This window comes from Spiribacter sp. 1M189, from assembly GCF_040838345.1.
Classification (GTDB): Bacteria; Pseudomonadota; Gammaproteobacteria; order Nitrococcales; family Nitrococcaceae; genus Spiribacter; species Spiribacter insolitus.
The window spans coordinates 994,791-1,018,073 of the sequence record NZ_JBAKFF010000001.1; the positions used below are offsets into that span (position 1 = coordinate 994,791).

22 protein-coding genes are annotated in these 23,283 nt (G+C 65.5%); 8 read left to right on the plus strand and 14 right to left on the minus strand.

The window, feature by feature from the left end; translation table 11 throughout:
* Nucleotides 1-8 precede the first annotated feature (8 nt).
* The 5 genes from pheA to V6X30_RS05030 form a co-directional block, all read right to left on the minus strand.
* The gene (gene pheA, locus V6X30_RS05010) at nt 9-1,115 is read right to left on the minus strand and encodes a prephenate dehydratase (RefSeq protein WP_367983546.1); all 1,107 of its coding nucleotides are present in this window, start codon (nt 1,113-1,115) and stop codon (nt 9-11) included.
* A complete protein-coding gene (locus tag V6X30_RS05015) occupies nt 1,108-2,277 on the minus strand; it encodes a phosphoglycerate dehydrogenase (RefSeq protein WP_367983547.1) in 1,170 nt (389 codons plus the stop codon). Before V6X30_RS05015 ends, pheA begins: the two co-directional genes overlap by 8 nt.
* A 10-nt stretch (nt 2,278-2,287) precedes the next feature.
* A complete protein-coding gene (gene serC / locus V6X30_RS05020) occupies nt 2,288-3,370 on the minus strand; it encodes a 3-phosphoserine/phosphohydroxythreonine transaminase (protein ID WP_367983548.1) in 1,083 nt (360 codons plus the stop codon).
* A gap of 39 nt (nt 3,371-3,409) precedes the next feature.
* Nucleotides 3,410-5,980 (minus strand): DNA gyrase subunit A, encoded by a 2,571-nt coding sequence (gene gyrA, locus V6X30_RS05025; RefSeq protein ID WP_367983549.1) that lies wholly within the window; start codon nt 5,978-5,980, stop codon nt 3,410-3,412.
* 91 nt (nt 5,981-6,071) lie between these two features.
* Entirely contained in the window at nt 6,072-6,635 is a 564-nt protein-coding gene (locus V6X30_RS05030; RefSeq protein WP_367983550.1) for a peptidylprolyl isomerase, read from the minus strand.
* Nucleotides 6,636-6,709: 74 nt separating this feature from the next.
* On the opposite strand from V6X30_RS05030, the gene ubiG reads away from it, so the two are divergent.
* The 5 genes from ubiG to V6X30_RS05055 all read left to right on the plus strand — a co-directional run bounded on the left by ubiG (nt 6,710) and on the right by V6X30_RS05055 (nt 10,304).
* Nucleotides 6,710-7,420: a bifunctional 2-polyprenyl-6-hydroxyphenol methylase/3-demethylubiquinol 3-O-methyltransferase UbiG gene (ubiG, locus tag V6X30_RS05035; protein ID WP_367983551.1), complete on the plus strand. Its 711-nt coding sequence runs from the start codon at nt 6,710-6,712 to the stop codon at nt 7,418-7,420.
* Nucleotides 7,420-8,121 carry an HAD family hydrolase gene (locus tag V6X30_RS05040; RefSeq protein ID WP_367983552.1) on the plus strand — a complete coding sequence of 234 codons (702 nt, stop codon included), beginning with the start codon at nt 7,420-7,422 and terminating at the stop codon, nt 8,119-8,121. Before ubiG ends, V6X30_RS05040 begins: the two co-directional genes overlap by 1 nt.
* A gap of 3 nt (nt 8,122-8,124) precedes the next feature.
* Nucleotides 8,125-8,994, plus strand: a complete 870-nt coding sequence (locus V6X30_RS05045; protein WP_367983553.1) for a squalene/phytoene synthase family protein — start codon at nt 8,125-8,127, stop codon at nt 8,992-8,994.
* Nucleotides 8,991-9,752, plus strand: a complete 762-nt coding sequence (locus tag V6X30_RS05050; protein ID WP_367983554.1) for an SDR family NAD(P)-dependent oxidoreductase — start codon at nt 8,991-8,993, stop codon at nt 9,750-9,752. The genes V6X30_RS05045 and V6X30_RS05050 overlap by 4 nt, the downstream gene beginning before the upstream one ends.
* Before the next feature lie 78 nt (nt 9,753-9,830).
* On the plus strand, nt 9,831-10,304 hold the full coding sequence (locus V6X30_RS05055) for a YbhB/YbcL family Raf kinase inhibitor-like protein (RefSeq protein WP_367983555.1): 474 nt from the start codon (nt 9,831-9,833) through the stop codon (nt 10,302-10,304).
* Here the strand turns inward: V6X30_RS05055 and V6X30_RS05060 are convergent.
* From V6X30_RS05060 to V6X30_RS05085, 6 genes are read right to left on the minus strand one after another with little or no spacing between them, the layout of a single operon-like run.
* On the minus strand, nt 10,292-10,999 hold the full coding sequence (locus tag V6X30_RS05060; RefSeq protein ID WP_367983556.1) for an endonuclease III domain-containing protein: 708 nt from the start codon (nt 10,997-10,999) through the stop codon (nt 10,292-10,294). The genes V6X30_RS05055 and V6X30_RS05060 overlap by 13 nt on opposite strands.
* Nucleotides 10,977-11,816, minus strand: coding sequence for a 23S rRNA pseudouridine(2605) synthase RluB (rluB, locus tag V6X30_RS05065; protein ID WP_367983557.1), 840 nt, complete (start codon nt 11,814-11,816; stop codon nt 10,977-10,979). The genes V6X30_RS05060 and rluB overlap by 23 nt, the downstream gene beginning before the upstream one ends.
* On the minus strand, nt 11,813-12,388 hold the full coding sequence (scpB, locus tag V6X30_RS05070; protein ID WP_367983558.1) for an SMC-Scp complex subunit ScpB: 576 nt from the start codon (nt 12,386-12,388) through the stop codon (nt 11,813-11,815). Before scpB ends, rluB begins: the two co-directional genes overlap by 4 nt.
* Nucleotides 12,385-13,215: a segregation and condensation protein A gene (locus tag V6X30_RS05075; RefSeq protein ID WP_367983559.1), complete on the minus strand. Its 831-nt coding sequence runs from the start codon at nt 13,213-13,215 to the stop codon at nt 12,385-12,387. Before V6X30_RS05075 ends, scpB begins: the two co-directional genes overlap by 4 nt.
* A complete protein-coding gene (locus V6X30_RS05080) occupies nt 13,212-14,435 on the minus strand; it encodes a tryptophan--tRNA ligase (RefSeq protein ID WP_367983560.1) in 1,224 nt (407 codons plus the stop codon). Before V6X30_RS05080 ends, V6X30_RS05075 begins: the two co-directional genes overlap by 4 nt.
* A gap of 47 nt (nt 14,436-14,482) precedes the next feature.
* Nucleotides 14,483-15,106, minus strand: a complete 624-nt coding sequence (locus V6X30_RS05085; protein WP_367983561.1) for an L-threonylcarbamoyladenylate synthase — start codon at nt 15,104-15,106, stop codon at nt 14,483-14,485.
* 71 nt (nt 15,107-15,177) lie between these two features.
* On the opposite strand from V6X30_RS05085, the gene V6X30_RS05090 reads away from it, so the two are divergent.
* From V6X30_RS05090 to V6X30_RS05100, 3 genes are read left to right on the plus strand one after another with little or no spacing between them, the layout of a single operon-like run.
* Nucleotides 15,178-15,477 (plus strand): YciI family protein, encoded by a 300-nt coding sequence (locus V6X30_RS05090; RefSeq protein WP_367983562.1) that lies wholly within the window; start codon nt 15,178-15,180, stop codon nt 15,475-15,477.
* Nucleotides 15,474-15,788: a BolA family protein gene (locus V6X30_RS05095; RefSeq protein ID WP_367983563.1), complete on the plus strand. Its 315-nt coding sequence runs from the start codon at nt 15,474-15,476 to the stop codon at nt 15,786-15,788. Before V6X30_RS05090 ends, V6X30_RS05095 begins: the two co-directional genes overlap by 4 nt.
* A 4-nt stretch (nt 15,789-15,792) precedes the next feature.
* On the plus strand, nt 15,793-16,626 hold the full coding sequence (locus V6X30_RS05100) for a peptidylprolyl isomerase (RefSeq protein ID WP_367983564.1): 834 nt from the start codon (nt 15,793-15,795) through the stop codon (nt 16,624-16,626).
* A gap of 37 nt (nt 16,627-16,663) precedes the next feature.
* Here the strand turns inward: V6X30_RS05100 and ligA are convergent, their stop codons facing one another.
* From ligA to smc, 3 genes are read right to left on the minus strand one after another with little or no spacing between them, the layout of a single operon-like run.
* Nucleotides 16,664-18,682 carry an NAD-dependent DNA ligase LigA gene (ligA, locus tag V6X30_RS05105; RefSeq protein WP_367983565.1) on the minus strand — a complete coding sequence of 673 codons (2,019 nt, stop codon included), beginning with the start codon at nt 18,680-18,682 and terminating at the stop codon, nt 16,664-16,666.
* A gap of 5 nt (nt 18,683-18,687) precedes the next feature.
* A complete protein-coding gene (gene zipA / locus V6X30_RS05110) occupies nt 18,688-19,692 on the minus strand; it encodes a cell division protein ZipA (protein WP_367983566.1) in 1,005 nt (334 codons plus the stop codon).
* A 53-nt stretch (nt 19,693-19,745) separates the two neighbouring features.
* Nucleotides 19,746-23,261: a chromosome segregation protein SMC gene (gene smc, locus V6X30_RS05115; RefSeq protein ID WP_367983567.1), complete on the minus strand. Its 3,516-nt coding sequence runs from the start codon at nt 23,259-23,261 to the stop codon at nt 19,746-19,748.
* Nucleotides 23,262-23,283: the final 22 nt, after the last annotated feature.

Consider the following 23,283-nt stretch of genomic DNA (forward strand, 5'->3'; position numbering starts at 1 on the left):
CGCTTGCCCTATGCCACCGAGCGCGGGTAGGAACCCAGGATCTTGAGCAGGCTCGCCAGTTGCTGCATCTCCCCCAGCGCACGTTTTAGATCCGGATCCTCGGCGTGGCCGACCAGGTCGATGAAAAAGACGTACTCCCACATGCCCTCGGGCGAAGGCCGCGACTCAAGTCGCGTCATGTTCAGCCCGTAGCGCGCCAGTGGCGCAAGCAGACCGGCCAGTCCGCCCGGCCGGTTCTCGCGCGCGATCACCAGCGAGGTCTTGTCCTCTCCGGTGGGCTCGGGGCTCTCCTTGCCGAGCACCAGGAACCGGGTACTGTTCGCAGCGCCATCCTGAATCGAGGGTTGTGGCACGGGCAGTCCATACCGCTCGGCCGCCGCATCCGAGGCAATCGCCGCCGCCGTCGGATCGTCGCCTGCCAGGCGGGCCGCCTCGGCCGTACTGGATACCGCGATACGCTCGGCCGCCGGTAGATGCGTCTCCAGCCATGAGCGACACTGCGCGAGACCCTGCCGATGGGAATAGACCCGGCGGATATCGCCGAGCGAAGTGGCGTGGCTGGCAAGGTTCTGCACGATCGGCATCTCAACCTCGCCGACGATCTGCAGGGGTGAGGACAGTAGCCGATCCAGCGTATGCGTCACCATTCCCTCGGTGGAGTTCTCCACTGGCACGACGCCGTACTCGGCGCCGCCAGCCTCGACCTCCCGGAAGACCGCATCGATACCGTCCAGGGGCAGACTACGGATCGAATGCCCGAAGTGTTTGAGCGCGGCTTCCTGCGTGAAGGTCCCCTCCGGACCCAGAAAGGCAACGCGTAATGGACGCTGGAGCGCGAGGCAGGCGGACATGATCTCGCGGAACAGCCGCGTCACGTCCTCGTCGGCAAGTGGCCCCTGGTTGGCATCCCGCACCCGCCGGAGCACTTCCGCCTCGCGGGCGGGGCGATAATAGTCACCGGAATCCCCCGCTGCCTGCTTGGCCGCGGCCACCTCCGCCGCCGCCTGCGCCCGCTCGTTGACCAGTCTCAAGAGCTCGTCATCGATCCCGTCGATACGGGCCCGAATGGATTCCAGCGACTCACCCGTCACGCCTGCCCCCGTTGTGTCACTCAATCACGCGCACGGCAAGAACGCCCTCAGTCTCCCGGAGGCGATCGGCCACATCCGCCGTCAGCTTGCCATCAATATCGACGACACTGTAAGCGAGATCACCCCGCGATTTGTTGTACATATCGGCGATGTTCAAGCCGGCCTCCGCGACCGCCGAGGAAATCTGCCCCAGCATGTTGGGCACGTTGGCGTTGACCACCGTCAGCCGATCACCGCTGCCGTTACGTGGCAGGATCAACTCCGGGAAATTCACCGAGTTGCTGATATTGCCGGTCTCAAGGAAGTCCCTGACCTCGTCGGCGGCCATGATGGCGCAGTTCTCCTGCGCCTCGTTGGTGGACGCGCCGATATGCGGCAGCGCCACGACGCCATCCTGACCCTTCAGCGTCGCCGAGGGGAAATCGCAGACATAGGTGCGAAGCCGCCCCTGATCAAGCGAGCGGACAATCGCCTCATCGTCGACGATGCCGGCGCGGGCGAAATTGAGCAGCACCTGCCCCTCCCGCGCGCCGGCCAGACGGGCGCCGTTGATCATCCCGCGCGTCTCGTCGGTCTCCGGCACATGCAGGGTGACGATGTCGGCGGCGGCCATCACTTCGTCCACGCTGTGGGCGCGTCGCACGCCGGCCTCTAGGTTCCAGGCGCTGCGCACGGTGATCTTGGGGTCATAGCCGATGACCTTCATGCCCAGCGAGGACGCGGCATTGGCCACGTTGACACCAATGGCGCCCAGGCCGATGACACCCAGGGTCCGGCCCGGCAGCTCGAAGCCGGTAAAGCGCTTTTTCTCCGCCTCCGCGGTCTGGTTCATCTCGGCATCGCTACCGGTCAGCGACTCGGCAAAGGCCCAGGCGGGGCAGATGTTGCGTGCCGCCAGGAACATGCCGGCGATAACCAGCTCCTTGACCGCGTTGGCGTTGGCGCCGGGGGCATTGAACACCGGGATGCCCCGCTGACTCATGGCGTCGACAGGGATGTTATTCACACCAGCACCGGCACGACCCACGGCCTTGAGCGTCTCGGGGATCGACCAGTCATGCAGTTTGGCGGATCGCAGCAGGACCGCGTCCGGCTGCTGTATTTCCGAGGACACCTCGAACCGCTCGCGCGGCAGGCGATCCAGCCCACGGGCCGATATATTGTTGAAAGTCAGTACTTTGTACATTGTTCCTCAGTTAACCGTGACGTCGCTCAAAATCGGCCATAAAGTCGATCAGGGCATCCACCCCGGACTCTGGCATGGCGTTGTAGATGCTCGCCCGCATGCCGCCCACGGAGCGATGCCCCTTCAGCGTATGCAGCCCGGCCTCCGCAGCCTCGCTAAGGAAAGTGCCGTCGAGCTGATCATCGGCCAGCACAAAGGGCACGTTCATCCACGAGCGCGCCAACGGATCCACCGGATTGCGGTAGAAAGAGGAGCCGTCAATGGCCGCGTAAAGCTTGTCCGCCTTGCGCTTGTTGCGCTCGGCCATCGCCTCGAGCCCACCCTCGCGCTTGAGCCACTGGAAGACCAGCCCCGCTATGTACCAGCTGTAGGTGGCCGGGGTATTGAGCATGGAATCCGCTCCGGCCTGTCGCTGGTAATCCCAGATCGCGGGAACCTGAGCACTGGCGCGATCAAGTAGATCATCGCGGACGATCACCACCGTCAGACCGGCCGGGCCGAAGTTCTTCTGCGCCCCGGCATAGATCACGCCGAAACGCGAGACATCCAGGGGCCGGGAGAGGAAGGTGGATGACATGTCGCTGACCAATGGCACGTCACCACTTTCCGGAATCTCCGGAAACTCGACGCCCGTGATGGTCTCATTGGCGCAGTAATGCAGGTAGGCGGCATCGGGATCCCGCTGCCATTCGGACTGCGGCGGAATGGCCATCGGATCACCGCTACCGCCATCGGCCACGACGTTGACCGATGCGTACTTGCGCGCCTCGGCAATGGCCTTCTTCGACCAGCTACCCGTGTTGACGTAGTCAGCGCTCCCGGCGCTACCCAGCAGGTTGAGCGGAACGGCGGAGAACTGCGCGGTCGCCCCGCCCTGCAGGAACAGCACGCGGTAGTTATCAGGCACTTTCAGAAGCTCGCGGAGGTCGACCTCGGCCTGCTCGGCGATGGACACAAAGGCCTTGCCACGATGGCTCATCTCCATAACGGACGTGCCGGTCCCGCGCCAGTCCAGCATTTCCTCGGCCGCCTGCTGCAGAACCGGTTCCGGCAACGTCGCCGGACCCGCGCTGAAGTTGTAAACACGCGACATTGTGCGCTCCAGAGTTTTCAGTTGATTGCTAGAGAGGGTTCAGTCTGTATCGGGCTCGGGCTGCGCCGAGTCCTCGTCTTCCTCTCCTAGGGCCTCGACCCGCGCCATCCCGACCAGAGATTCCGCTTCGGAGAGGGTGATCAGCTTTACGCCCTGAGTGTTGCGACCCAGCACGGATATCTCCGACGCCCGGGTGCGGACCAGCGTTCCGCCATTGGTGATGAGCATGAGCTCGTCTTCAGCGGTGACCTGGACAGCCCCCACGACCGCCCCGTTACGCTTCGATGTCTGGATGCCGATCACGCCCATGCCGCCGCGGCCCCGCAGCGGATAGTCATCCACCGGGGTCAGCTTACCGTAGCCGTTTTCGGTGATCGTCAGGACATCACCGTCATCGAGGATCAGGCACTGGATCACCGTCTGACCGGGGGCGAGGCGGACGCCGCGAACACCGGCAGCGGTCCTGCCCATGGGCCGCACATCGTCCTCCCTGAAACGGATGGCCTTGCCGGCGTCGGTGAGCAGCATGATATCGCGATCGCCGTCGGTGACGCCGACGTTGACCAGCGTGTCGTCCTCACCCAGGTTCACCGCAATAATGCCCGTCGAACGTGGCCGCGAGAAATGGGACAAGGGTGTTTTCTTGACCGTCCCCTGGCGCGTCGCCATGAACACGAAGTGATCGCCATCGAACTCGCTCACCGGCAGCACGGCATTGATTCGCTCGTCCGGCTCCAGCGGCAGCAGATTGACGATGGGTTTGCCGCGAGCGCCCCGGCTGCCATGCGGCAACTCATAGACCTTGAGCCAGTAGCATTTGCCCCGACTGGAGAAGCACAGCAGCGTGTCGTGGGTGTTCGCCACCCAGAGCTTGTCGACGAAATCCTCGTCACGCATCCGCGTCGCCGCCTTGCCCTTGCCGCCCCGGCGCTGCGCCTGATAGGCATCCACCGGCTGGGATTTGGCGTAGCCGCTATGGGAGAGGGTGACCACCACATCCTGCGGCGGAATCAGGTCTTCGATGGACAGATCGAGTCGCGTCTCAAGGATCTCGGTCCGCCGGTCATCGCCGTAGCGTTCGCGGATCTCCTCGAGCTCCTCGCGGATGACCTGCATAAGGCGATCGCTGCTGCCGAGGATATCGAGCAGATCGGCGATGGTGTCCAGGATCTGCCGATATTCATCGACGATCTTGTCCTGTTCCAGCCCGGTCAGGCGGTGAAGGCGCAGATCGAGAATGGCCTGGGCCTGCGCCTCGGTGAGGCGATAGGCGTTGCCGATCAGACCGACATCACGGCCGAGCGACTCGGGTCGGGATGCTTCCGCGCCCGCACGCGAGAGCATCTCACTGACAACGCCTGGCGCCCAGTCACGCGCCACCAGCGCCGTCTTGGCATCCGCGGACGTCGGTGACGCCTTGATCAGGGCGATCACCTCGTCGATGTTGGCGAGTGCGACGGCCAACCCCTCGAGCACATGTGCCCGATCGCGTGCCTTGCGCAGTTCATAGACCGTGCGCCGCGTGACGACCTCGCGGCGGTGACGGATGAAAGCGTCGAGCACGTCCTTGAGGTTGTGCTGTCGCGGCTGCCCCTCGTGCAGCGCCACCATGTTGATGCCGAAGACCGTCTCCAGCTGAGTGTGCTGGTAGAGGTTGTTGAGCACCACCTCGGGGACCTCCCCGCGGCGCAGCTCAATGACCATGCGAATGCCATCCTTGTCGGACTCGTCGCGCAGCTCGGTGATGCCCTCGATGCGCTTTTCCTTGACCAGCTCGGCGATCTTCTCAAGCAGCCGGGCCTTGTTAACCTGGTAGGGCAGTTCCTCGACGATAATACTCGCCTTGCCGCTGGCATCATCATGCTCAAAACGGCAGCGTGCCCGCATGACCATCCGCCCGCGGCCAGTGCGATAGGCCTCGCGGATGCCCTCAACGCCATTAATGATCCCGCGGGTGGGCAGATCCGGCCCCGGCACATAGGCCATCAGCGCCTCGACATCGAGACTATCATCGTCGATCAGCGCGATACAGGCATCCACTACCTCACGGAGGTTATGGGGCGGAACATTGGTGGCCATGCCCACGGCGATACCCGAGCCACCATTGACAAGGAAGTTGGGCACCCGGGTCGGCAACACCTGCGGCTCCTGCTCGGAGCCATCGTAGTTGTCCGCGAAGTCGACGGTTTCCTTGTCGATATCGGCGAGGAGCTCGTGCGCCATGCGCGCCATGCGCACCTCGGTATAACGCATCGCCGCGGCGTTGTCGCCGTCGATGGAGCCGAAGTTGCCCTGGCCATCGACCAGCAGGTAGCGCATGGAAAAGTCCTGCGCCATCCGCACGATGGTATCGTATACGGCCGTGTCACCATGTGGGTGATACTTACCAATGACGTCTCCGACCACCCGGGCCGATTTCTTGTACGGGCGGTTCCAGTCATTCCCCAGCTCCCGCATGGCGTAGAGAACGCGCCGGTGTACGGGCTTGAGCCCATCCCGGACATCGGGCAGGGCACGGCCGACAATGACGCTCATGGCGTAGTCCAGGTAGGACTGCCGCATCTCGTCTTCTAGGTTGACCGGGAGAATTTCCTTGGCGACGCTGGACATCTAGCGGATCTCGACTGTAGGGAGCCAATCGGACGGTAAACGGCCATCATAACATGCGCCCGGATGGCCAGGCACCGGCCGCGCCGGGGCGCTACTCGCCGTCGACGCGCCGCGCCTGTTCCACCACCACCAGTTCGACCGGCACATCCGCCATGCCATTACGACGACCGGTCTCGCCCGCCGCGATGCGATCGATGACGCCCATGCCGTCGATCACCCGGGCGAATACGGCATAGCCGAAGTCACGCTCGCCATGATCCAGAAAGGCATTATCGGCGAGGTTGACGAAAAACTGCGATGTCGCGCTGTCACGAACCTGAGTACGGGCCATGGACAACGTGCCGCGCCCGTTCTTCAGGCCGTTATCGGCCTCATTCACGATCGGGTCCCGTGTCGGCTGGCGCGTCAGCTCCGCGTCAAAGCCACCGCCCTGGATCACGAAGCCGGGAATGACCCGATGAAAGACGGTTCCGTCATAGAATCCGTCATCGACGTAAGTCAGGAAATTCTCCACCGTCACCGGCGCATCCTCGGCGAACAGCTCGATGCGGAAATCACCGGCGGTGGTCTCGAACACCACCTGCGGGTTCTGGGCGCTGGCGGCGCCCGCGCCCACGGCGGCGGCGAGGGCGAATGCGATCGGCAACTGTTTCATGATCTTTCCTCCGTCTTGAGATGACCCTGGATTCTCGCACACCCCGGCGGGGCGGGCGTGTTAGAATTCAGTCAATGGACGGCGATAACGCGGATCAGGGAGAAATCGGCAAGTTCGACCAGGATGCTAGTGCCTGGTGGGATGCTAAAGGCCCATTCGCACCGCTCCACGCCATCACCCCCCTACGGCTTGACTACATCGAGACTCGAATCGGTTCCTTATCGGGGCTGCGGGTCGCTGATGTCGGCTGTGGCGGAGGCCTGCTCAGCGAGCCAATGGCCGCCCGCGGGGCACGGGTGACCGGCATCGATCTCGCACCCGAGACACTCGAGACGGCCCGGTTGCATGCCCGTGCTTCCGGCCTGTCCATCGACTACCGGGAAATCGCCGCCGAGGCACTGGCGGCCGAAGCGCCGGGGCGGTTCGATGTCGTGACCTGCATGGAGCTGCTTGAGCATGTGCCTGACCCGGCGGCCGTGGTCGAGGCCTGCGGCATGCTGGTACGCCCCGGCGGCGCGGTCTTTTTCTCCACCATCAACCGCAACATGCGCGCATGGCTTTTCGCCATCGTCGGCGCCGAGCACCTGCTGCGGCTGCTGCCCGCCGGAACGCATGACGCCAGGGCCTTCATCCGCCCCGCCGAACTGGCCCGTTGGGCACGTGGCAGCGGTCTCGAGATGAATCACCTCACCGGCCTGCATTACAATCCGCTGACACGGCAGTATTTCATGGCGGAAGACACTCGCGTGAACTATCTCGTGCACTGCACACGGACAAAATCCTGATGGGCCTGTCGGATCGAGCCCGGGGCGTTCTGCTCGACCTGGACGGCACGCTTTTCGATACGGCACCGGATCTCATCGGCAGCCTGAACAGGCTGCGCGGTGAACATGGACTCCCGCCACTACCGGCCGCGGACCTGGCCAACTCCGTGGGTCATGGCAGCGTTCCGATGATCGCGCGCGGATTCAATCTCGACCCCGCCGACCGGCATTTCGAGCCGCTGCGCCAGCGCTTCCTCGAGCTTTACCATGAGCGCCTGAGCGAGGAAACCCGCCCCTATGAAGGCATGGAAGAAGCGTTGTCGACACTGGAGGCGACCGGGATCCCGTGGGGTATCGTGACCAACAAGCCCGGCTGGCTGACACGGCCGCTGATCAGCGCGCTCGGCTACGACAATCGCCCCGTCTGCCTGGTCACGGGTGACGACATCGCCCGGCGCAAGCCTCACCCCCACCAGGTACTCGAAGGTGCCCGCCGACTCGGCCTACCTCCCTCCGCCTGCCTGGTCGTGGGCGACGCCGAGCGGGATATCCGCGCCGGCCGGCGAGCCGGTACGCTGACCCTGGCAGCGCTTTACGGCTATCTCAGCGGCGACGATCGGGCTGAACGCTGGGGTGCCGACGGACTCATCGGCCATCCCCTCGAGCTGCTCCGCTGGGTGGCGCCCTCATCGGTACCTGCCGCCGAGCCACTTGCGGTCTGAACGATGGATCCGCTCGACTACTGCCGGAGCAAGGTCGCACCGGAGGGCTCCAGCCTTTATTACGCCCTGCTCTTCGCTCCGCCTGCGGCACGCGATGGCCTGACGGCACTGGCCGCCTATCGCGCGGAGGTACTGGAAGTCCCGCGGGAAGTAAGCGATGCCGGCGTCGGTGCAGTGAAGCTATCCTGGTGGCAGGAAGAACTCCAGCGCCTTACCGCCGGTGAGCCCCGTCATCCGATCACCCAGGCCTTGTTGCCGGTCGTACGCCGCGACGAGCTCGACACCAGCGGTCTCGCCGAGGTCATCGAGGCCAGCCGCATGGACCTGGAATACGGCCGCTATCCCACGCTGCGTGAGCTGACCCTGTACTGTCATCGAGCCGGCGGTGCGGTCGCCGACCTCGCCTGGCGCATCACCGGTGGCGAGGCGACCGATGCAGCGCCCTTCGCCCATGACCTGTCGATGGGCCTGGAACTCACTCGCATGCTGCGCCATCTGCGACGGGATCTAAGCGCCGGCAGGATCTACATCCCGGAGGATGAGCTCACGATGAGCGGACTCAAGCCCGACGCGCTCTTGCGGGACGAACAATCGCAGGCGGCCACGGATCTCCTCTCCCGCCAGGGGGACCGGGCCAGGCGCTTCCTCGACAGCGCCATCAGCCGCTTGCCGGCTCATGCCCGGAAATCCCAGACCTACGGGCTCATTCTGGCGGTCGTCTACCGGCAGCTACTGGAAAGCATTGCCGGTGACGGCCACGCGGTGACCGACCGCCAGGTCCACCTGACGCCGCTTCGCAAGCTCTGGCTCGCCTGGCGCACCGCCAGACGACCGCATAATGTCCGCCCCCGACCTGAGGAGTCCGTGCAATGACCATCGAGATCAGCGCCGGCGCACAAGGCCCGGCCAACCCCGAACGGCTTGACGGCCAGCGTGTGCTGATTACCGGCGCCGCCGGCGGACTCGGTAGTGCGCTCTCGGAACGGGCGGCAGCGGAAGGGGCGGAGCTGGTTCTCCTGGACAAGGACCTCAAAGCCCTGGAATCACTGCATGACCGCATTGAGGGGGCTGGCCACCGGCAGCCGGCGCTCTATCCCCTCGACATGATGGGCGCATCACCGGATGATTATGCCGAGCTGGCCAACCGAATCGAACAGGAGCTCGGCGGTCTTGATGCGCTCGTCCATGCGGCCGCAGACTTCGGCGAACCCGCGCCATTGACGCTCTACGATCCGCAGGCCTGGCTCAAGTGCCTGCATGTCAACATCAATGCTAGCTTCCTGCTGACCCAGGCGCTGCTGGTATTGCTCAAGGCGAGCGGTGGACGGGTCATCTTCGTCAGTGATGAGGCCGGGCGCGAGGGCCGGGCGGCCATGGGCGCCTACGCCGTCAGCAAATGGGGCGTCGAGGGCATCATGGCGACGCTTGCCGCCGAGCACTCGCCGGTTCATCCGGTGATCAGCTGCAGCGTTGATCCGGGAGCGATGCAGACGCGCCTGCGGCGTCAACTCTTTACCGGCGAGGCGGCTGACGAAGTCCCCTCGGCCACCGGCGCCGCCGCCGCCGTCAACCGGCTACTCGATCCGGCCAGCGCACCGGTCAACGGCGGCATGTACCGGGTGGTGGCCTGACAGATATGGCATGCTTGTGACAAGGCCAGTGGAAGTGCAAGCATGCGCAACAATTGAAACGGGAGTGGAGAACACGCCATGGGATTCGCCTTATCGGCCCTGCAGGTTCGAAGTAACGCCTTCGGACCCCATCAGCCTATTCCGGTCCGCCATACCGGTGAGGGTGAGGACATCGCACCCCCCATCCACTGGACCGGCGCACCCGAGGGCACCCAGGGCTTCGCCGTGATCTGCCATGACCCTGATGCGCCACTGGTCAGCCCCGGTAGCTACGGTTTCGTCCACTGGGTTTACTACAATATCCCTGGCGACGTCACGGCGCTGGACGAGGGCAGCGAGGCCTACACGCACGGCGTCACGGATTTCGGCAAGCAGACCTTTGGTGGCCCCATGCCCCCGGAAGGCCATGGCATCCATCACTACTACTTCTGGGTGCTCGCCCTGGATCAGTCACTGCATCTGGAGCCGGGCCTGACACTCTGGCAGTTTCTCGATCAGGTTGAACCCCACGTTATCGGCATGAACCGGCTGATCGGCACCTACGAGCGCTGATCCCGGGCCAGTCCATGGGCACAGTCGTCGCGCAGCGGACAGGCCTCGCACCGCGGGATGCGCGGCCTGCAGTACCATTTGCCAATGGTGACGATCAGGGCGTGAAACTCGTTGAACTGCCCGACATCCGGCGCGAGCGCCTTGTGAAATAGCGCCTGCAGATCATCGTATCCGATACGCGGCGAGACCAGGCCGATACGCGAGAATATCCGCCGGGTGTAGGCGTCAACCACAAAAACCGGGCGATGGAAGCCGTATAGCAGAACATCGTCCACACTCTCCGGCCCCAGGCCTTTGACCTCCAGCAGGCGCGCGCGCGCAGACGCGGTCTCCATGCTCCGTATCCCCGCCTCGCCACCGAGCGCGAGCCAGGTCTCGCAGGCGGCGCGTAGCCGCTGCGACTTGACGTTGTAGTACCCGCTGGGACGCAGACACTCGGCCAGCGCCTTCGGCGGCGCTGCCAGAATCGCCTCCGGCGTCATCCAGTCAAGGGCCCGCAGACCGTCGATGACCTGCTCGACGTTACGCCATGCCGCATTCTGGGTAAGCACCGCACCCACCAGCACTTCAAACGCGCTCTCCGCCGGCCACCAGCTCTGGGGCCCCAGTGCGCCGTGCAGCCTGTGGAACAGTCGAGGGACCGCTGCACTGTCGGCGACCGGCAATGTCTGGCTACCGGCGTCTTTTGTGGTCATGTGCTGACCGCCCTCCCGCGGTCCGGGGCGATGAGCGCCGATGGCCCGGATGAGCCCTCTCTCCACTGCGATCGCCCTCTAGGTTGACGAGGTCGGCAAGGTGCCGAATCTCCCCGGCGGTGAGGGCGTGGACCTGGCCTTCGCGCAACCCGGCCGGCATCTCGATCGGCCCGTACTGGACCCGCATGAGGCGGCTCACCTGCACACCCTGCGACTCCCAGAGCCGTCGCACCAGCCGGTTCTTTCCCTCGCGGAGTCTGACCCGATACCAACGGTTCGCCGCTTCGCCAGCATCCAGCGGCTGAATGGACTCAAAGGCGGCCTGGCCATCATCCAGCGTCACCCCCTCGGTGAGTCGTCGCAGCGTCGCCTCATCGAGTTGGCCGAAAATGCGCACGGCGTAATCACGGACGAGACGATAGGAGGGATGCGCGAGGCGGTTGGCAAGCTCGCCGTCCGTGGTCAGCAGCAGCAGGCCCGATGTGTTGATATCGAGACGCCCGACCGCCAGCCAGCGCCCACCTTTGAGTGGCGGCAGGCGCCGGAAGACCGTGCGTCGGCCCTCCGGATCGCTGCGGGTGACAAGCTCGCCCGTTGGCTTGTGGTAGACGATCACGCGACGGTCGCCCGGCGCCAGTGCCGCCGCACTCACCGGCCGGCCATCCAGATGGATGCGTGCCCCGGGCTCGACCCGATCACCCAGACTGGCCTGACGGCCATTCACCTGCACCCGGCCGGCCTCAATGCGCCGCTCCATTTCCCGGCGCGAGCCCAGTCCGGCACGTGCCAGCACCTTCTGCAGTTTCTCTGAGCTCATGCGGGCCCCTGGTCGGGGATCGGCAGATCGAGCTCCGGGTGATCCGGGCCCGGCTCGCCAATCTCTATCAGTGTCGGCAGCTCACTGAGGCTGCTCAGATTGAAGTAATCGAGGAAATCACGGGTCGTGGCAAAAACCGCCGGCCGACCCGGTGCATCCCGATGGCCGGCGACACGCACCCAGCCACGTTCCTGCAGCGTACGCATGATATTGCTGCTGAGCGTCACGCCACGGATTTCCTCGATCTCCGCCCGTGTGATCGGCTGGCGATAGGCAATGATCGCCAGCGTCTCGAGCACCGCCCTCGAATAGCGGGCGGGTTTCTCGTCCCACAACCGGGATATCCACTCGGCGTATCGCTCCGGCACCTGGAGACGGTAACCACTCGCCACATGCTGCAGCTCAATCCCCCGACCGGCAAGCTGTCCGGAGAGCCGCTCCAGCGCCTGTTCCACGGTTTTTCGCGGTGGCGGGTCATCGCCGAAGACCACCTGCAGCTGGTCAATGGATAGCGGTTCACCCGCCGCGAGCAAGGCCGCCTCCAGAATGTTCTCCATGGCCGGCTCACTCATTGCGGCCCTGCCTGCGGCATCACATCGCCGCTGCGCAGGTAGAGCGGCGCGAAGGGTTCCGCCTGGACGAGCTCCACCAGCGCTGCCTTGAGCAGCTCGAGGATGGCGAGGAAAGTCACCACCACACCCGCTCGCCCCTCCTCGGGACGCAGCAGCGCGTTGAGTGCCATGAAGCGCTCGCCCTCCAGTCGCTCCAGTGTCTCGCTCATCCGCTCGCGCACCGAGAGCGCCTCACGCTGGATCTGATGATGACTGTACATGGCGGCGCGCTCCAGCACCTCGGAGAAGGCCGACAGCAGTTCGCCGAGATCCACCGAGGGCAGCCGCCTGGCTGGTCTCAACGCGGGGCAGGCCGCCGTGCCGGGGAAAATGTCCCGCGCCACCCGCGGCAGCTCGTCAAGCCCTTGTCCGGCAGCCTTGAACTGTTCGTACTCACGCAGTCGCCGGACCAGCTCTGCGCGCGGGTCAGGGTCTTCGTCCGACGCCGCGGCAGGCGGCCGGGGCAAGAGCATCCGTGACTTGATCTCGGCCAGCATGGCGGCCATGACGAGGTATTCGGCGGCGAGCTCCAGGCGCAGATCCTTCATGAGGTCCACGTACTGCATGTACTGCCGGGTGATCTCGGCGATGGGAATATCCAGGATATCCAGGTTCTGGCGCCGTATGAGGTAAAGGAGCAGGTCCAGGGGCCCCTCGAAGGCCTCCAGAAAGACCTCGAGCGCATCCGGCGGGATGTAAAGATCCCGCGGCAGGTCGGAGAACGGCTCGCCCTGGACGGTGGCGACCACCGACGGATCGAGCAGTCCCTCCGGGCCGGCCTCACTCATCGCTGCCGATAATCCAGTCCGATGGCCGAGCGGACCTCCTGCATGGTCTGGCGCGCCACGCCCCGAGCCCGGTCACAGCCTTCGCTGACGACCTGCTGGACATGCTCCGGGTCGGATGCCAGTTCGGCCGCCCGCTCACGGATCGGCGCCACCTCGGCCTGCACGCCGCCGATGAGCGGCTTCTTGCAGTCAAGACAGCCGATGCCTGCCGAGCGACAACCACTCTGCACCCACGCCCGGGTGTCCGCATCGGAATAGACCTTGTGCAGATCAAAGACCGGGCATTTCTCCGGCTCGCCCGGATCGGTGCGTCGGACACGGGCCGGATCCGTTGGCATGGTGCGGATCTTCTGGTCGATATCGGCATCTGACTCGCGCAACGACAGGGTGTTGCCATAGGATTTCGACATCTTGCGCCCGTCCAGCCCCGGCATTCTTGGCGCATGGGTGAGCAATGCCTCCGGTTCGGCCAGTACGCTGCGGCCACCTCCGTCGAGATAGCCGGCGAGGCGGGCCCGATCGGCAATGGTGAGATTCTGTTGTGTCTCGAGCAGTGCCTGCGCCTCGCCAAGGGCCTCAGTATCCCCTGACTCCTGGTAACGACGGCGCAGCTCGCGGTACAGCCGCGCCTGCTTCTTGCCCATTTTGCCCACCGCGGCCTCGGCCTTGTCTTCGAAGCCGGGCTCGCGGCCGAACAGGTAGTTGAACCGCCGCGCCAGCTCGCGCGTGAGCTCCACATGCGAGACCTGATCCTCGCCCACTGGCACACCGCTGGCACCGTAAATGAGGATATCGGCACTCTGCAGCACCGGATAACCGAGAAAGCCGTAGGTGGCGAGATCCCTTTCCCGCAGCTCCGCGATCTGATCCTTGTAGGTCGGCACACGTTCAAGCCAGCCCAGCGGCGCGATCATCGACAGCAACAGATGCAGCTCGGCATGTTCGATGACCCGCGACTGAATGAACAGCGTCGACAGGTTGGGGTTGACCCCGCAGGCGAGCCAGTCCACCACCATGTCCCAGACGCTCTCGGATATCACCTCACGCTTTTCGTAGGCGGTGGTCAACGCATGCCAGTCGGCCACGAAGAAAAAGCACTCATTGGTCTCCTGCAACGCGATCCAGTTACGGAGCACGCCGTGATAGTGCCCGAGGTGCAGGCGACCGGTGGGTCGCATACCCGAGAGGATGCGATCGCCGCTGGCTAGGGTCTGACTCAAGTTGGCCTCCGCTTTTTGCCGGACAGACTACCGGTCATGATAGCGGATTACGCCTCGAAAACGTGTGCGTCACCGGCACCGCGACGGATCACCGCCGGCGCATCGCCGCTGAGATCGATGACGGTACTGGGCTCCAGCCCGCCGGGGCCGGCATCGATCACCGCGTCCACCTGGTTGCCCAACCGCTCGCGCATGTCCACCGGATCCGTCATCGGCTCGGTCTCCCCCGGCAACAGGAGCGTGCTGGTGGTCAGCGGCTCGCCCAGCGCCTCCAGCAGCGCAATGGCCACTGGATGATCGGGCACCCGGATGCCGATGGTCTTACGGCGTGCATGCTGGATGCGCCGCGGCACCTCGGCGGTGGCCCGCAGCACAAACGTATAGGGCCCCGGCGTGTGTGCCTTCAACAGCCGGAATGCCGTGTTGTCCAGGCGGGTATAGCTGCCGATATCGGAGAGATCACGGCAGGCCAGCGTGAAATGGTGACGTTCCTCCAGCCCGCGAAGGCGCCGGATCCGGTCGACCGCCGTCTTCTCGCCCATGGCACAGCCCAATGCATAGGTCGTTCCGCTGGGATAGACGATGACGCCTCCATCGCGGACGATTTCAATGGCCCGGCGGATGAGCCGCGGCTGCGGAGTCTGGGGATGGATCTCGAAGTACTGGCTCATGCCCTCGCCTCTCCTCGGTGTTCACCATGGTCAGTTATGGTAGCGTCTGACAGCCTTACAGGACGATAGACATGTACTACGCAATCATCAGTGAAGACATCGAAGATAGTCTCGAGCGCCGTATCGGGGCGAGACCCGATCACCTCGCCCGCGTGGAGGCACTGCGTGACGAGGGACGGCTGCTCGTGGCAGGCCCGCATCCTGCCATCGATAGCGATGACCCGGGACCAGCGGGATTCAGTGGCAGTCTCATCATCGCCGAATTCGAATCGCTGGCGGCGGCAAGGGAGTGGGCCGATGCCGACCCCTACGTCGCCGCCGGTGTCTATCGCCAGGTCACGGTCAAACCCTTCCGGAAGGTTCTGCCATGAGCGACATCTCCAGGAGCGAGCGACCCGCAATGATTCGGGAGAGGCTCTGCCACGCGCTGGATGTGCGGCATATCGATGTGCGCGATGATAGCCACCTGCACGCCGGTCATGCCGGCGCGAAGGCCGGCGGCGGGCATTACCACGTCCAGGTGATCAGCGATGACTTCACCGGACAGGCTCGCCTCCAGCGTCATCGCCTGGTCTATGACGCCATGGGTGATGCCATCCGCGACGATTGCATCCACGCACTCAGTATCGAGGCCCTGACGCCCGCTGAGGCCGAGCCACCCAAACCAACCGCCAGTGAGTAAGCCAATGCATTCCAACCCTGTATTCACCCTGCGACGCCTGTTGCCCGCCCTTCTGCTGGCGGCCGGCCTGAGCACTGCCCAGGCCCAGGAGGCTGTGGTCCTCGCCGAGATCAATGGCGAGCCCATCACCGAGCGCGAACTCGATCTGCTCGTGGAGCAGCAGACCCAGGGCAGGTCGGACATCCCGCCCGCCCAGCGGCGGCAGTTCCTGCAGGAGACCATCAACCTGATGCTGCTCGCCCAGGCCGGAGAGGCCGATGGGCTCGAGGAGAATCCTGATCTGCAGGCCCAGCTCAACAACAACCGCCGGACCTCCCTCGCCCAGGCGTTTGTCCGCCAGCTGACCACCGAGGAGCCGGTGGCCGAGTCGGTGCTGCGCGAACGCTACGAGGCGGAATACGGCGGCGACACCCCGCTTGAGTACAAGGCACGTCATATCCTGGTCTCGGAGCGTGATCAGGCCGAGGGCATCATCAGTCGGCTCGAAAACGGCGAGGACTTCACCGATCTGGCCCGCCAGTATTCCCAGGACGGCAGTTCCGAGCGCGGCGGCGACCTCGGCTGGTTCGCCGCCGGCGACATGGTGGCGCCGTTCTCCGAGGCGGTGGCGGGCCTGAAGGCCGGCGAGCTGACAGCGGAGCCGGTGGAGACCCGGTTCGGCTGGCATGTCATCCGCCTCGACGAGACCCGTGAGACGGCGGCGCCGGCGTTTGGCGACGTCGCCGGTCAGCTGCGCATGCGCATCATCAACGAGCGGATCCAGGAGCGCCTGGCGACGCTGCGCGATAATGCGAACATCGATTACGAAGCCTCGTGGGCCACACCCGATAACGGGTAGCCGCGCCGAACGGACCCGGGCCGCCCGCGAGGGCGGCCTAGTCCGTCAACGCCTCGAACCCGGCCTCATCAAGTAGCGTCACGCCCAGGCGCTCGGCGCGATCCCGCTTCGAGCCCGGATCCTCACCCACGACGACATAGTCCGTATTACCGGAGACAGTAGACGTCACCTTACCGCCCAGCGCCTCGATCCGTGCTCGGGCCTCGTCCCGAGTGTAGCCGGACAGCGCACCGGTGAGCACGAAGGTTCTGCCCTCGAGCGGGCGCTCGCCGCCGCCCTCGTCCGGACCCTGCGGCCGGGGCCAGGTCACGCCCGCGTTGATGAGGCCATCGATGACCTCGCGATTATGTGACTGGCCAAAGAAGCGTCGGACGGCTTCCGCCACCACCGGCCCCACGTCGGCAACGCCGGTAAGCGACTCCTCGTCGGCACTCATCACCGCCTCGAGGCTGCGGAAATGCTCGGCGAGACTGCGCGCCGTGACCTCGCCGACCTGATCAATGCCCAGAGCGTAGAGAAAACGCGGCAGCGTCGTCCTGCGGGAGGCATCGATGGCCTTGAGCAGGTTGTCCGAGGATTTCTCGCCCATGCGCTCGAGGCCGAGCAGGTCGCTGCGGGTCAGCTGGTAGAGATCCGCCGCCGTATGCACCCGCTCGCGCTCGACCAGTTGCGCGATGAGCTTCTCGCCCAGCCCGTCGATGTCCATGGCCCGGCGCGATACGAAGTGCTCGAGCGCGCCCATACGCTGGGCAGGACAGTAGAGACCGCCCATACAGCGGTGCGCCGCCTCGTCGTCGATACGCGCCACCTCCGAGCCGCAGACCGGGCAATGGGCCGGCATCGACCAGGGCGTGGCATCGTCAGGGCGCCGTGACTCGACCACGTTTGTCACCTCGGGGATGACGTCGCCGGCGCGGCGCACCATGACCGTGTCACCCTCCCGGACATCCTTGCGGCGGACCTCGTCGAGGTTATGCAGCGTGGCCCGGCTCACCGTGACACCGCCGATCTCCACCGGATCCAGATCGGCCACCGGGGTAATCACGCCGGTACGCCCCACCGAGGGGATGATCGACTGGACCCGCGTGGTCGCCTCCCGCGCCGGGAGCTTGTGTGCCAGCGCCCACCGCGGCGCCCGGGCGGTGGTTCCGAGGGAGCGCCACGCGCCGCGGTCATTGACCTTGTAGACCACCCCATCAATTTCGTAATCGAGCGAGTCACGATCTTCCACCAGCCGGTCGTGGTAATCCATGCAGCCGGTCACACCGGTCACCTTCTCGACGCGCTCATTGACCCGAAATCCCCACTGCTGGAGGACCTCCAGCACACCGGCGTGCGTCCCGGCGAGTCTCTCGCTGCACTCGCCGATGCCGAATACGAACAGCGTCAGCGGTCGTCTCGCCGTTACCCGCGAGTCGAGCTGGCGCAGGCTGCCTGCCGCCGCGTTACGGGGGTTGGCGAAAGGCTTCTCCCCTCGATTCAGGCGCTGGTCGTTGAGCCGATCGAAGTCACTGCGCCGGATCACCACCTCACCGCGGACCTCGACGCGCTCGGGCGGCTCGTCCGTCAGTAGCATCAGCGGAATGCTGCGAATGGTGCGGGCATTGGCGGTAATGTCCTCCCCGACACGGCCGTCACCCCGTGTCGCCGCGCCGGCAAGCCGCCCCTGCTCGTAGGTGAGGTTGATCGAAAGGCCATCCAGTTTCGGTTCACCGACGTACTCGACACGCTCGACGTCGAGGGCCTCGCGCAGACGCCGGTCAAAGTCCTCCAGCTCTTCCTCGCTGAAGGCATTGGCAAGGGAGAGCATGGGCTCGCCATGCGCCCGTTCGGTGAACTCCGCCAGGGGCTCGGAACCGACTCGCTGGGTCGGTGAATAGGGGGTCTGAAGATCCGGATACTCGGCCTCGATGGCCTCCAGCTCCGACATGAGCCGATCGTACTCGACATCCGAGATCTCCGGGTCGTCGAGCACATAATAGCGGTGATTGTGGTACTCGATCTGTTCGCGAAGCGTCTCGGCGCGACGTGCCGCGCTGTCCTGATCCCCGGCCACGTCGCTCAGCTCCGACGCCGGCTGCGACTGGCGAGATGGGCCCGGCGACGGTACTCCAGCAACTCCTCCCGGATATGCTCGATGGCCTGCGTGGTGAGATCGCAGCGACGCCCATCGAGCAATTGACCGCCCAGTGTGTCGGCAATCCGGCGCGCGGCGGTGAGCATCTGTTCAAAGGTCGCCAGCCCGTCGAAGGGGCCCGGCAGCTGCATGATGAGCACCACCCCGGGTGTCGACACCGAACCGGGATCCTCCGCATCGAAAGTGCCCGGTTCGATGATATTGGCCGCCGTGAAAAGCGCGACCGTACCTTCGCCGGTATCCAGCCCGCGACGGAAAATCCCCTGAGGGGTCAGGCGCAGGCCGGCGGACTCCAGCACCGCGGCAAGATCCGCGCCGTTGTACTGACGCCCGGTCGGCGCCATCACCGACAGGGCAACGACCTTCTCTTCACCCTCGGCATCCGCCGAGGGCGGATCGACGGGCGATGCCGGGGCTTTCGCGGCAGGCTTCCGCTCCGGCTCCGGCTCCGGCTCCGGCTCCGGCGGGAAACCCAGATCGAGCTCCGGCTCCTCGACCGGAGCGACCGGGGCGACTGGCGGCTCCGGCGCCGGGTCTCGCGATGATTCCCGCGCCCGCAGGAATGCCGGAATGGGAGTGTCAGTGGGGGATGACTCCGGTTCCTGCTCATGACGATTTTCTCCGCTGATCGCCACATCCGTCGCGGGTTCCTCTGGCGCCGTGGGTTCGGGACCCACCACCCGAGCCGGACCAACCACCCCGTCATCGGCTAATCCATCGTCGGCCGTCGGCTCGAGCGGATCCACGGTCAGCGGATCGTCAGCATCGATATCCGGTTCGTCATAGCCGGCGAAGGGTTCCCGCTGCGCCGATGCGCGACGTCGCCAGGGCGGTCCTTCCCGACGCCAGTCCTGCAGTCGGGCATAGCCATAGACCCCGACGATGATGACCACCCCGAGGCCCAATAAAATCCAGCGCAATTCATCCATGCCAGTGTCCGCTCCCATAACCGGCGTCAGGTTGCAACGCCGCTTGTCTTAACTCAAGCATCCGCCCCGGCCATCTCCACGGCGGATTCCACATCAACGGCCACCAGACGAGAGACACCGGCCTCCGCCATGGTCACGCCGGCGAGATGACTGGCAGCCTCCATGGTGGTCTTGTTGTGGGTGATGACGATGAACTGAACACGGGATGACATCTCACGAAGCAGGTCACAGAAGCGCCCCACGTTCGCCTCATCCAGCGGCGCATCCACTTCGTCCAGCATGCAGAACGGCGCGGGGTTGAGCTCGAAGATCGCGAACACCAGCGATACCGCGGCGAGCGCCTTCTCGCCCCCCGATAACAGGTGGATGTTGGTAATCCGTTTGCCCGGCGGGCGCGCCATGATCGTCACACCCGTCTCCAGCAGATCATCCTCGGTCATTTCCAGGAACGCCTCGCCGCCGCCAAACAGCCGGGGGAAAAGCCGCTGCAGCCCGCTGTTGACCTTCTCGAAGGTCTCCCGGAAGCGGGCGCGGGTCTCCCGATCAATTCGCTGGATGGCACCCTGCAACGTCTCCAGCGCCTCGGCCAGATCCGACTGCTGCTCATCCAGATAACCCTTGCGCTCCGCCAGCGCCCGATGCTCATCAATCGCCGCCAGGTTGATCGGACCAAGACGGCGGATGCGGCTGTCGAGCCGCTCCAGCTCAGTCTCCCATTCCGCCTCCGTCGCCTGCGCCGGTAATGCCTCCGCCGCTTGCAGCTGATCCACTTCGATGGCGTCGAGCTGCTCCTGTTGCGTGCCCAGCCGCGCCCCGATTTCGGTATCCCGGTGCCGGGCCGACTCGGCCGCCTCGCGCAGTTCCGCCACGGCCCGCTCGGCCGCCATACGCTGCTGATCGAGTGTGCGCAGCGACGCCTCGGTTTCCTCGAGGCCGCGTCGCGCTTCAGTCAACTCGCCTTCCACGTCCACGCGCCGGGCGAGGAGCGCCTGTCGCTCATCCTCGAGTTCCCCTTGCGGATCATCGACGGCGTCAAGCGCCGCCTGCAGTTCGTCGCGACGTTGCGCATACCGTTCGCGCTGCTGCTCGAGTCGCGCGATCGCCTCGTCCATGGACTGACGGGCGGTTTGTGCACTCTCCAGCCGGACGGCCAGATCCTGACGGCGGTCCCGGGCCGACGCGGCATTGTCACGGGCCTCGTCGAGCGCCGCCTGCGCCGATTCACGGTCGGCCTCCAGCGGCCGCTGGCGCTGCTGCGCCGCCTCGGCTTCATCAAGCGCCGCCTCAAGCCGTTCCCGCGCCTCGCGGATCGACGTGTCGGCGCTCGCCATGGCCTGCTGCAGCTCGGCGTGTTCGCTCTGCAGTGCCGCGGCGCGTTGCCGGCGGGCGTCCATCTGGGCCTGCTCGGACTCCAGGCGCGCGTGCTGCGCCGCCAGATCCCGGTCAATCGCATTGCGCCGGTCGATTTCGGCCTCGAGCCGGGCATCCAGGTCATCCAGCACGGCATTCTCCCTGGCCAGTGCCGATTCGGCATCGGCCGCTTCCTGCTGAAGCCGGGTGATGGCCTTCTGCGCCGCATCGATCTCGCGGCGCCTGGCGACCACGCCGGCCTCTGGATTGTCCTCCACCGCCATCAGGCGCAGCCAGTGGTGGCCGTGCCAGTGTCCATCGCGCGTGACCACGGAGTGGCCCTGGGGCAAAGTCGCCAGCAGCGCTCGAGCGCCGCCGTCATCCTCGGTGGCGTGGACGCCCGCCAGCAACTCCGCCAGCGCGTCCGTGCCGCGCACATACCGGCTAAGCGGCCGCCCGCCAGCATTGGCGTCATGGGAAGCGCTCGTTCGGGATTCCTGAAACAGCATGACCCGACCACTGGCCGGTGCAGCAAGCGAACCGGCAAAGAGTTGATCATCCACCGCTTCAACCGCCTGTAGCGCCTCGCCAAGGACCATCTCGACGGCGAGTTCCCAGCCCGGCTCAACATCCAGGCGATCGGCAAGCCGGCGACTGGGGTCCAGATCGAGTTGGGCAAGCCAATCGGCAACGCCCTCTCTGGCACCCAGGGCGGCTTCCTGCAGGGTCTCCAGCGAAGCCAGCCGGGCTTGTTGCTCGGCGAGCGCCGTGCGCCGGGAAGACAGCCGCTCGCTTGCGTCATCACGCTCGATACAGCGGTCACTGATGTCGCTCTGCCAGCCTTCGATGCGCTCATGCCGATCGGCTCGATCCGCCGCGAGTTCATCGATGGCCGACCGAAGCGCATCCAGCGGTGCGGCATCCGCCTCAGCCAGCGTGGCGAGTTCGCTATCCAGACGCTCGCGGCGACGCTGCTGATCCACCTGTCGCCCCTCGAGCTGCTCGATGCGGGTGCGCTCCACCTGGGCGCGACGCTCGGCATCGGCACGCTCGTCGGCCAGCACATCCCGCGCCTCCCGGGCCGTCTCCAGCTGGAGGCGCGCTTCCGCCACACGGGCATCAGCCTCGCCGAGGCTCGCATCGGCTTCGTCAAGCTCCGGCTGCAGAGTCGCGAGCCTGTCGTCGAGAACACGCTGCTTCTCGCGATCCTGCTCAAGCGACTGCGTATTCTCGCCGATGGACTCACTGATCCGGGTCAGCTCGCGTTGACTGTCCTCACGGATCTGCCGGTTATGGCTGATGCGCTGCTCCAGGCGGGCGATATCGGAGCCGAGCTGGTAGTACCGTCCCTGGATGGCGTTGAGCCGATCACTCGCCTCCGACTGGCTGGCACGCAGCGAGGTCATTTCACGCTCGCAGCGGCGCTGCTCGGAGAGCCGCGCCTCGAGGGCCGTGTTGCGCTCTGCGAGCTCGGACTGGATGCGGGCACGCTCGGCCTCCAGCCCGCGAATGCGCAGCATCAAGAGCTGGGCACGGCGCTGGCGCTCCTCGGCCTTGAGTTCGCGATAGCGCTCGGCGGTTTCCGCCTGTCTCGAGAGCTTGTCCAGCTGCCGGCTCACCTCGTCCCGGACGTCTTCCAGGCGGTCGAGATTCTCACGGGTGTCGCGCATGCGCCGTTCGGTCTCCCGCCGACGCTCTTTGTAAAGACTGATGCCCGCCGCTTCCTCGAGATAGGCGCGCAGCTCCTCGGGCTTGGCCTCGATCAGCCGGGAGATGGTGCCCTGCTCGATAATCGAGTAGCTCCTGGGGCCGAGCCCGGTGCCGAGGAATACATCGGTAATGTCACGACGCCGGCAGCGGCTGCCATTGAGGTAGTAAACCGACTGGCCATCGCGGTTGACCTGACGGCGGACGGCGATTTCAGCGAAGGCCGCGTACTGGCCGCCGAGGCTGCCGTCGGCGTTATCGAAGACCAGCTCGATACTCGCCTGGCCGACGGGCTTGCGGCTCCCCGAACCGGTAAAGATGACGTCGGCCATGGAGCCGCCGCGCAGATGCTTCGCCGAGCTCTCTCCCATGACCCAGCGCACGGCATCGATAATATTGGACTTGCCACAGCCATTGGGGCCGACGATGGCCGTTATGCCGCCGGGAAGCGGCACCGGTGTCGAGTCGACAAACGATTTAAAGCCGTTGAGGCGGATTCTGCTGAGCCGCATTGACGCTTGAGGCCATCCCGCG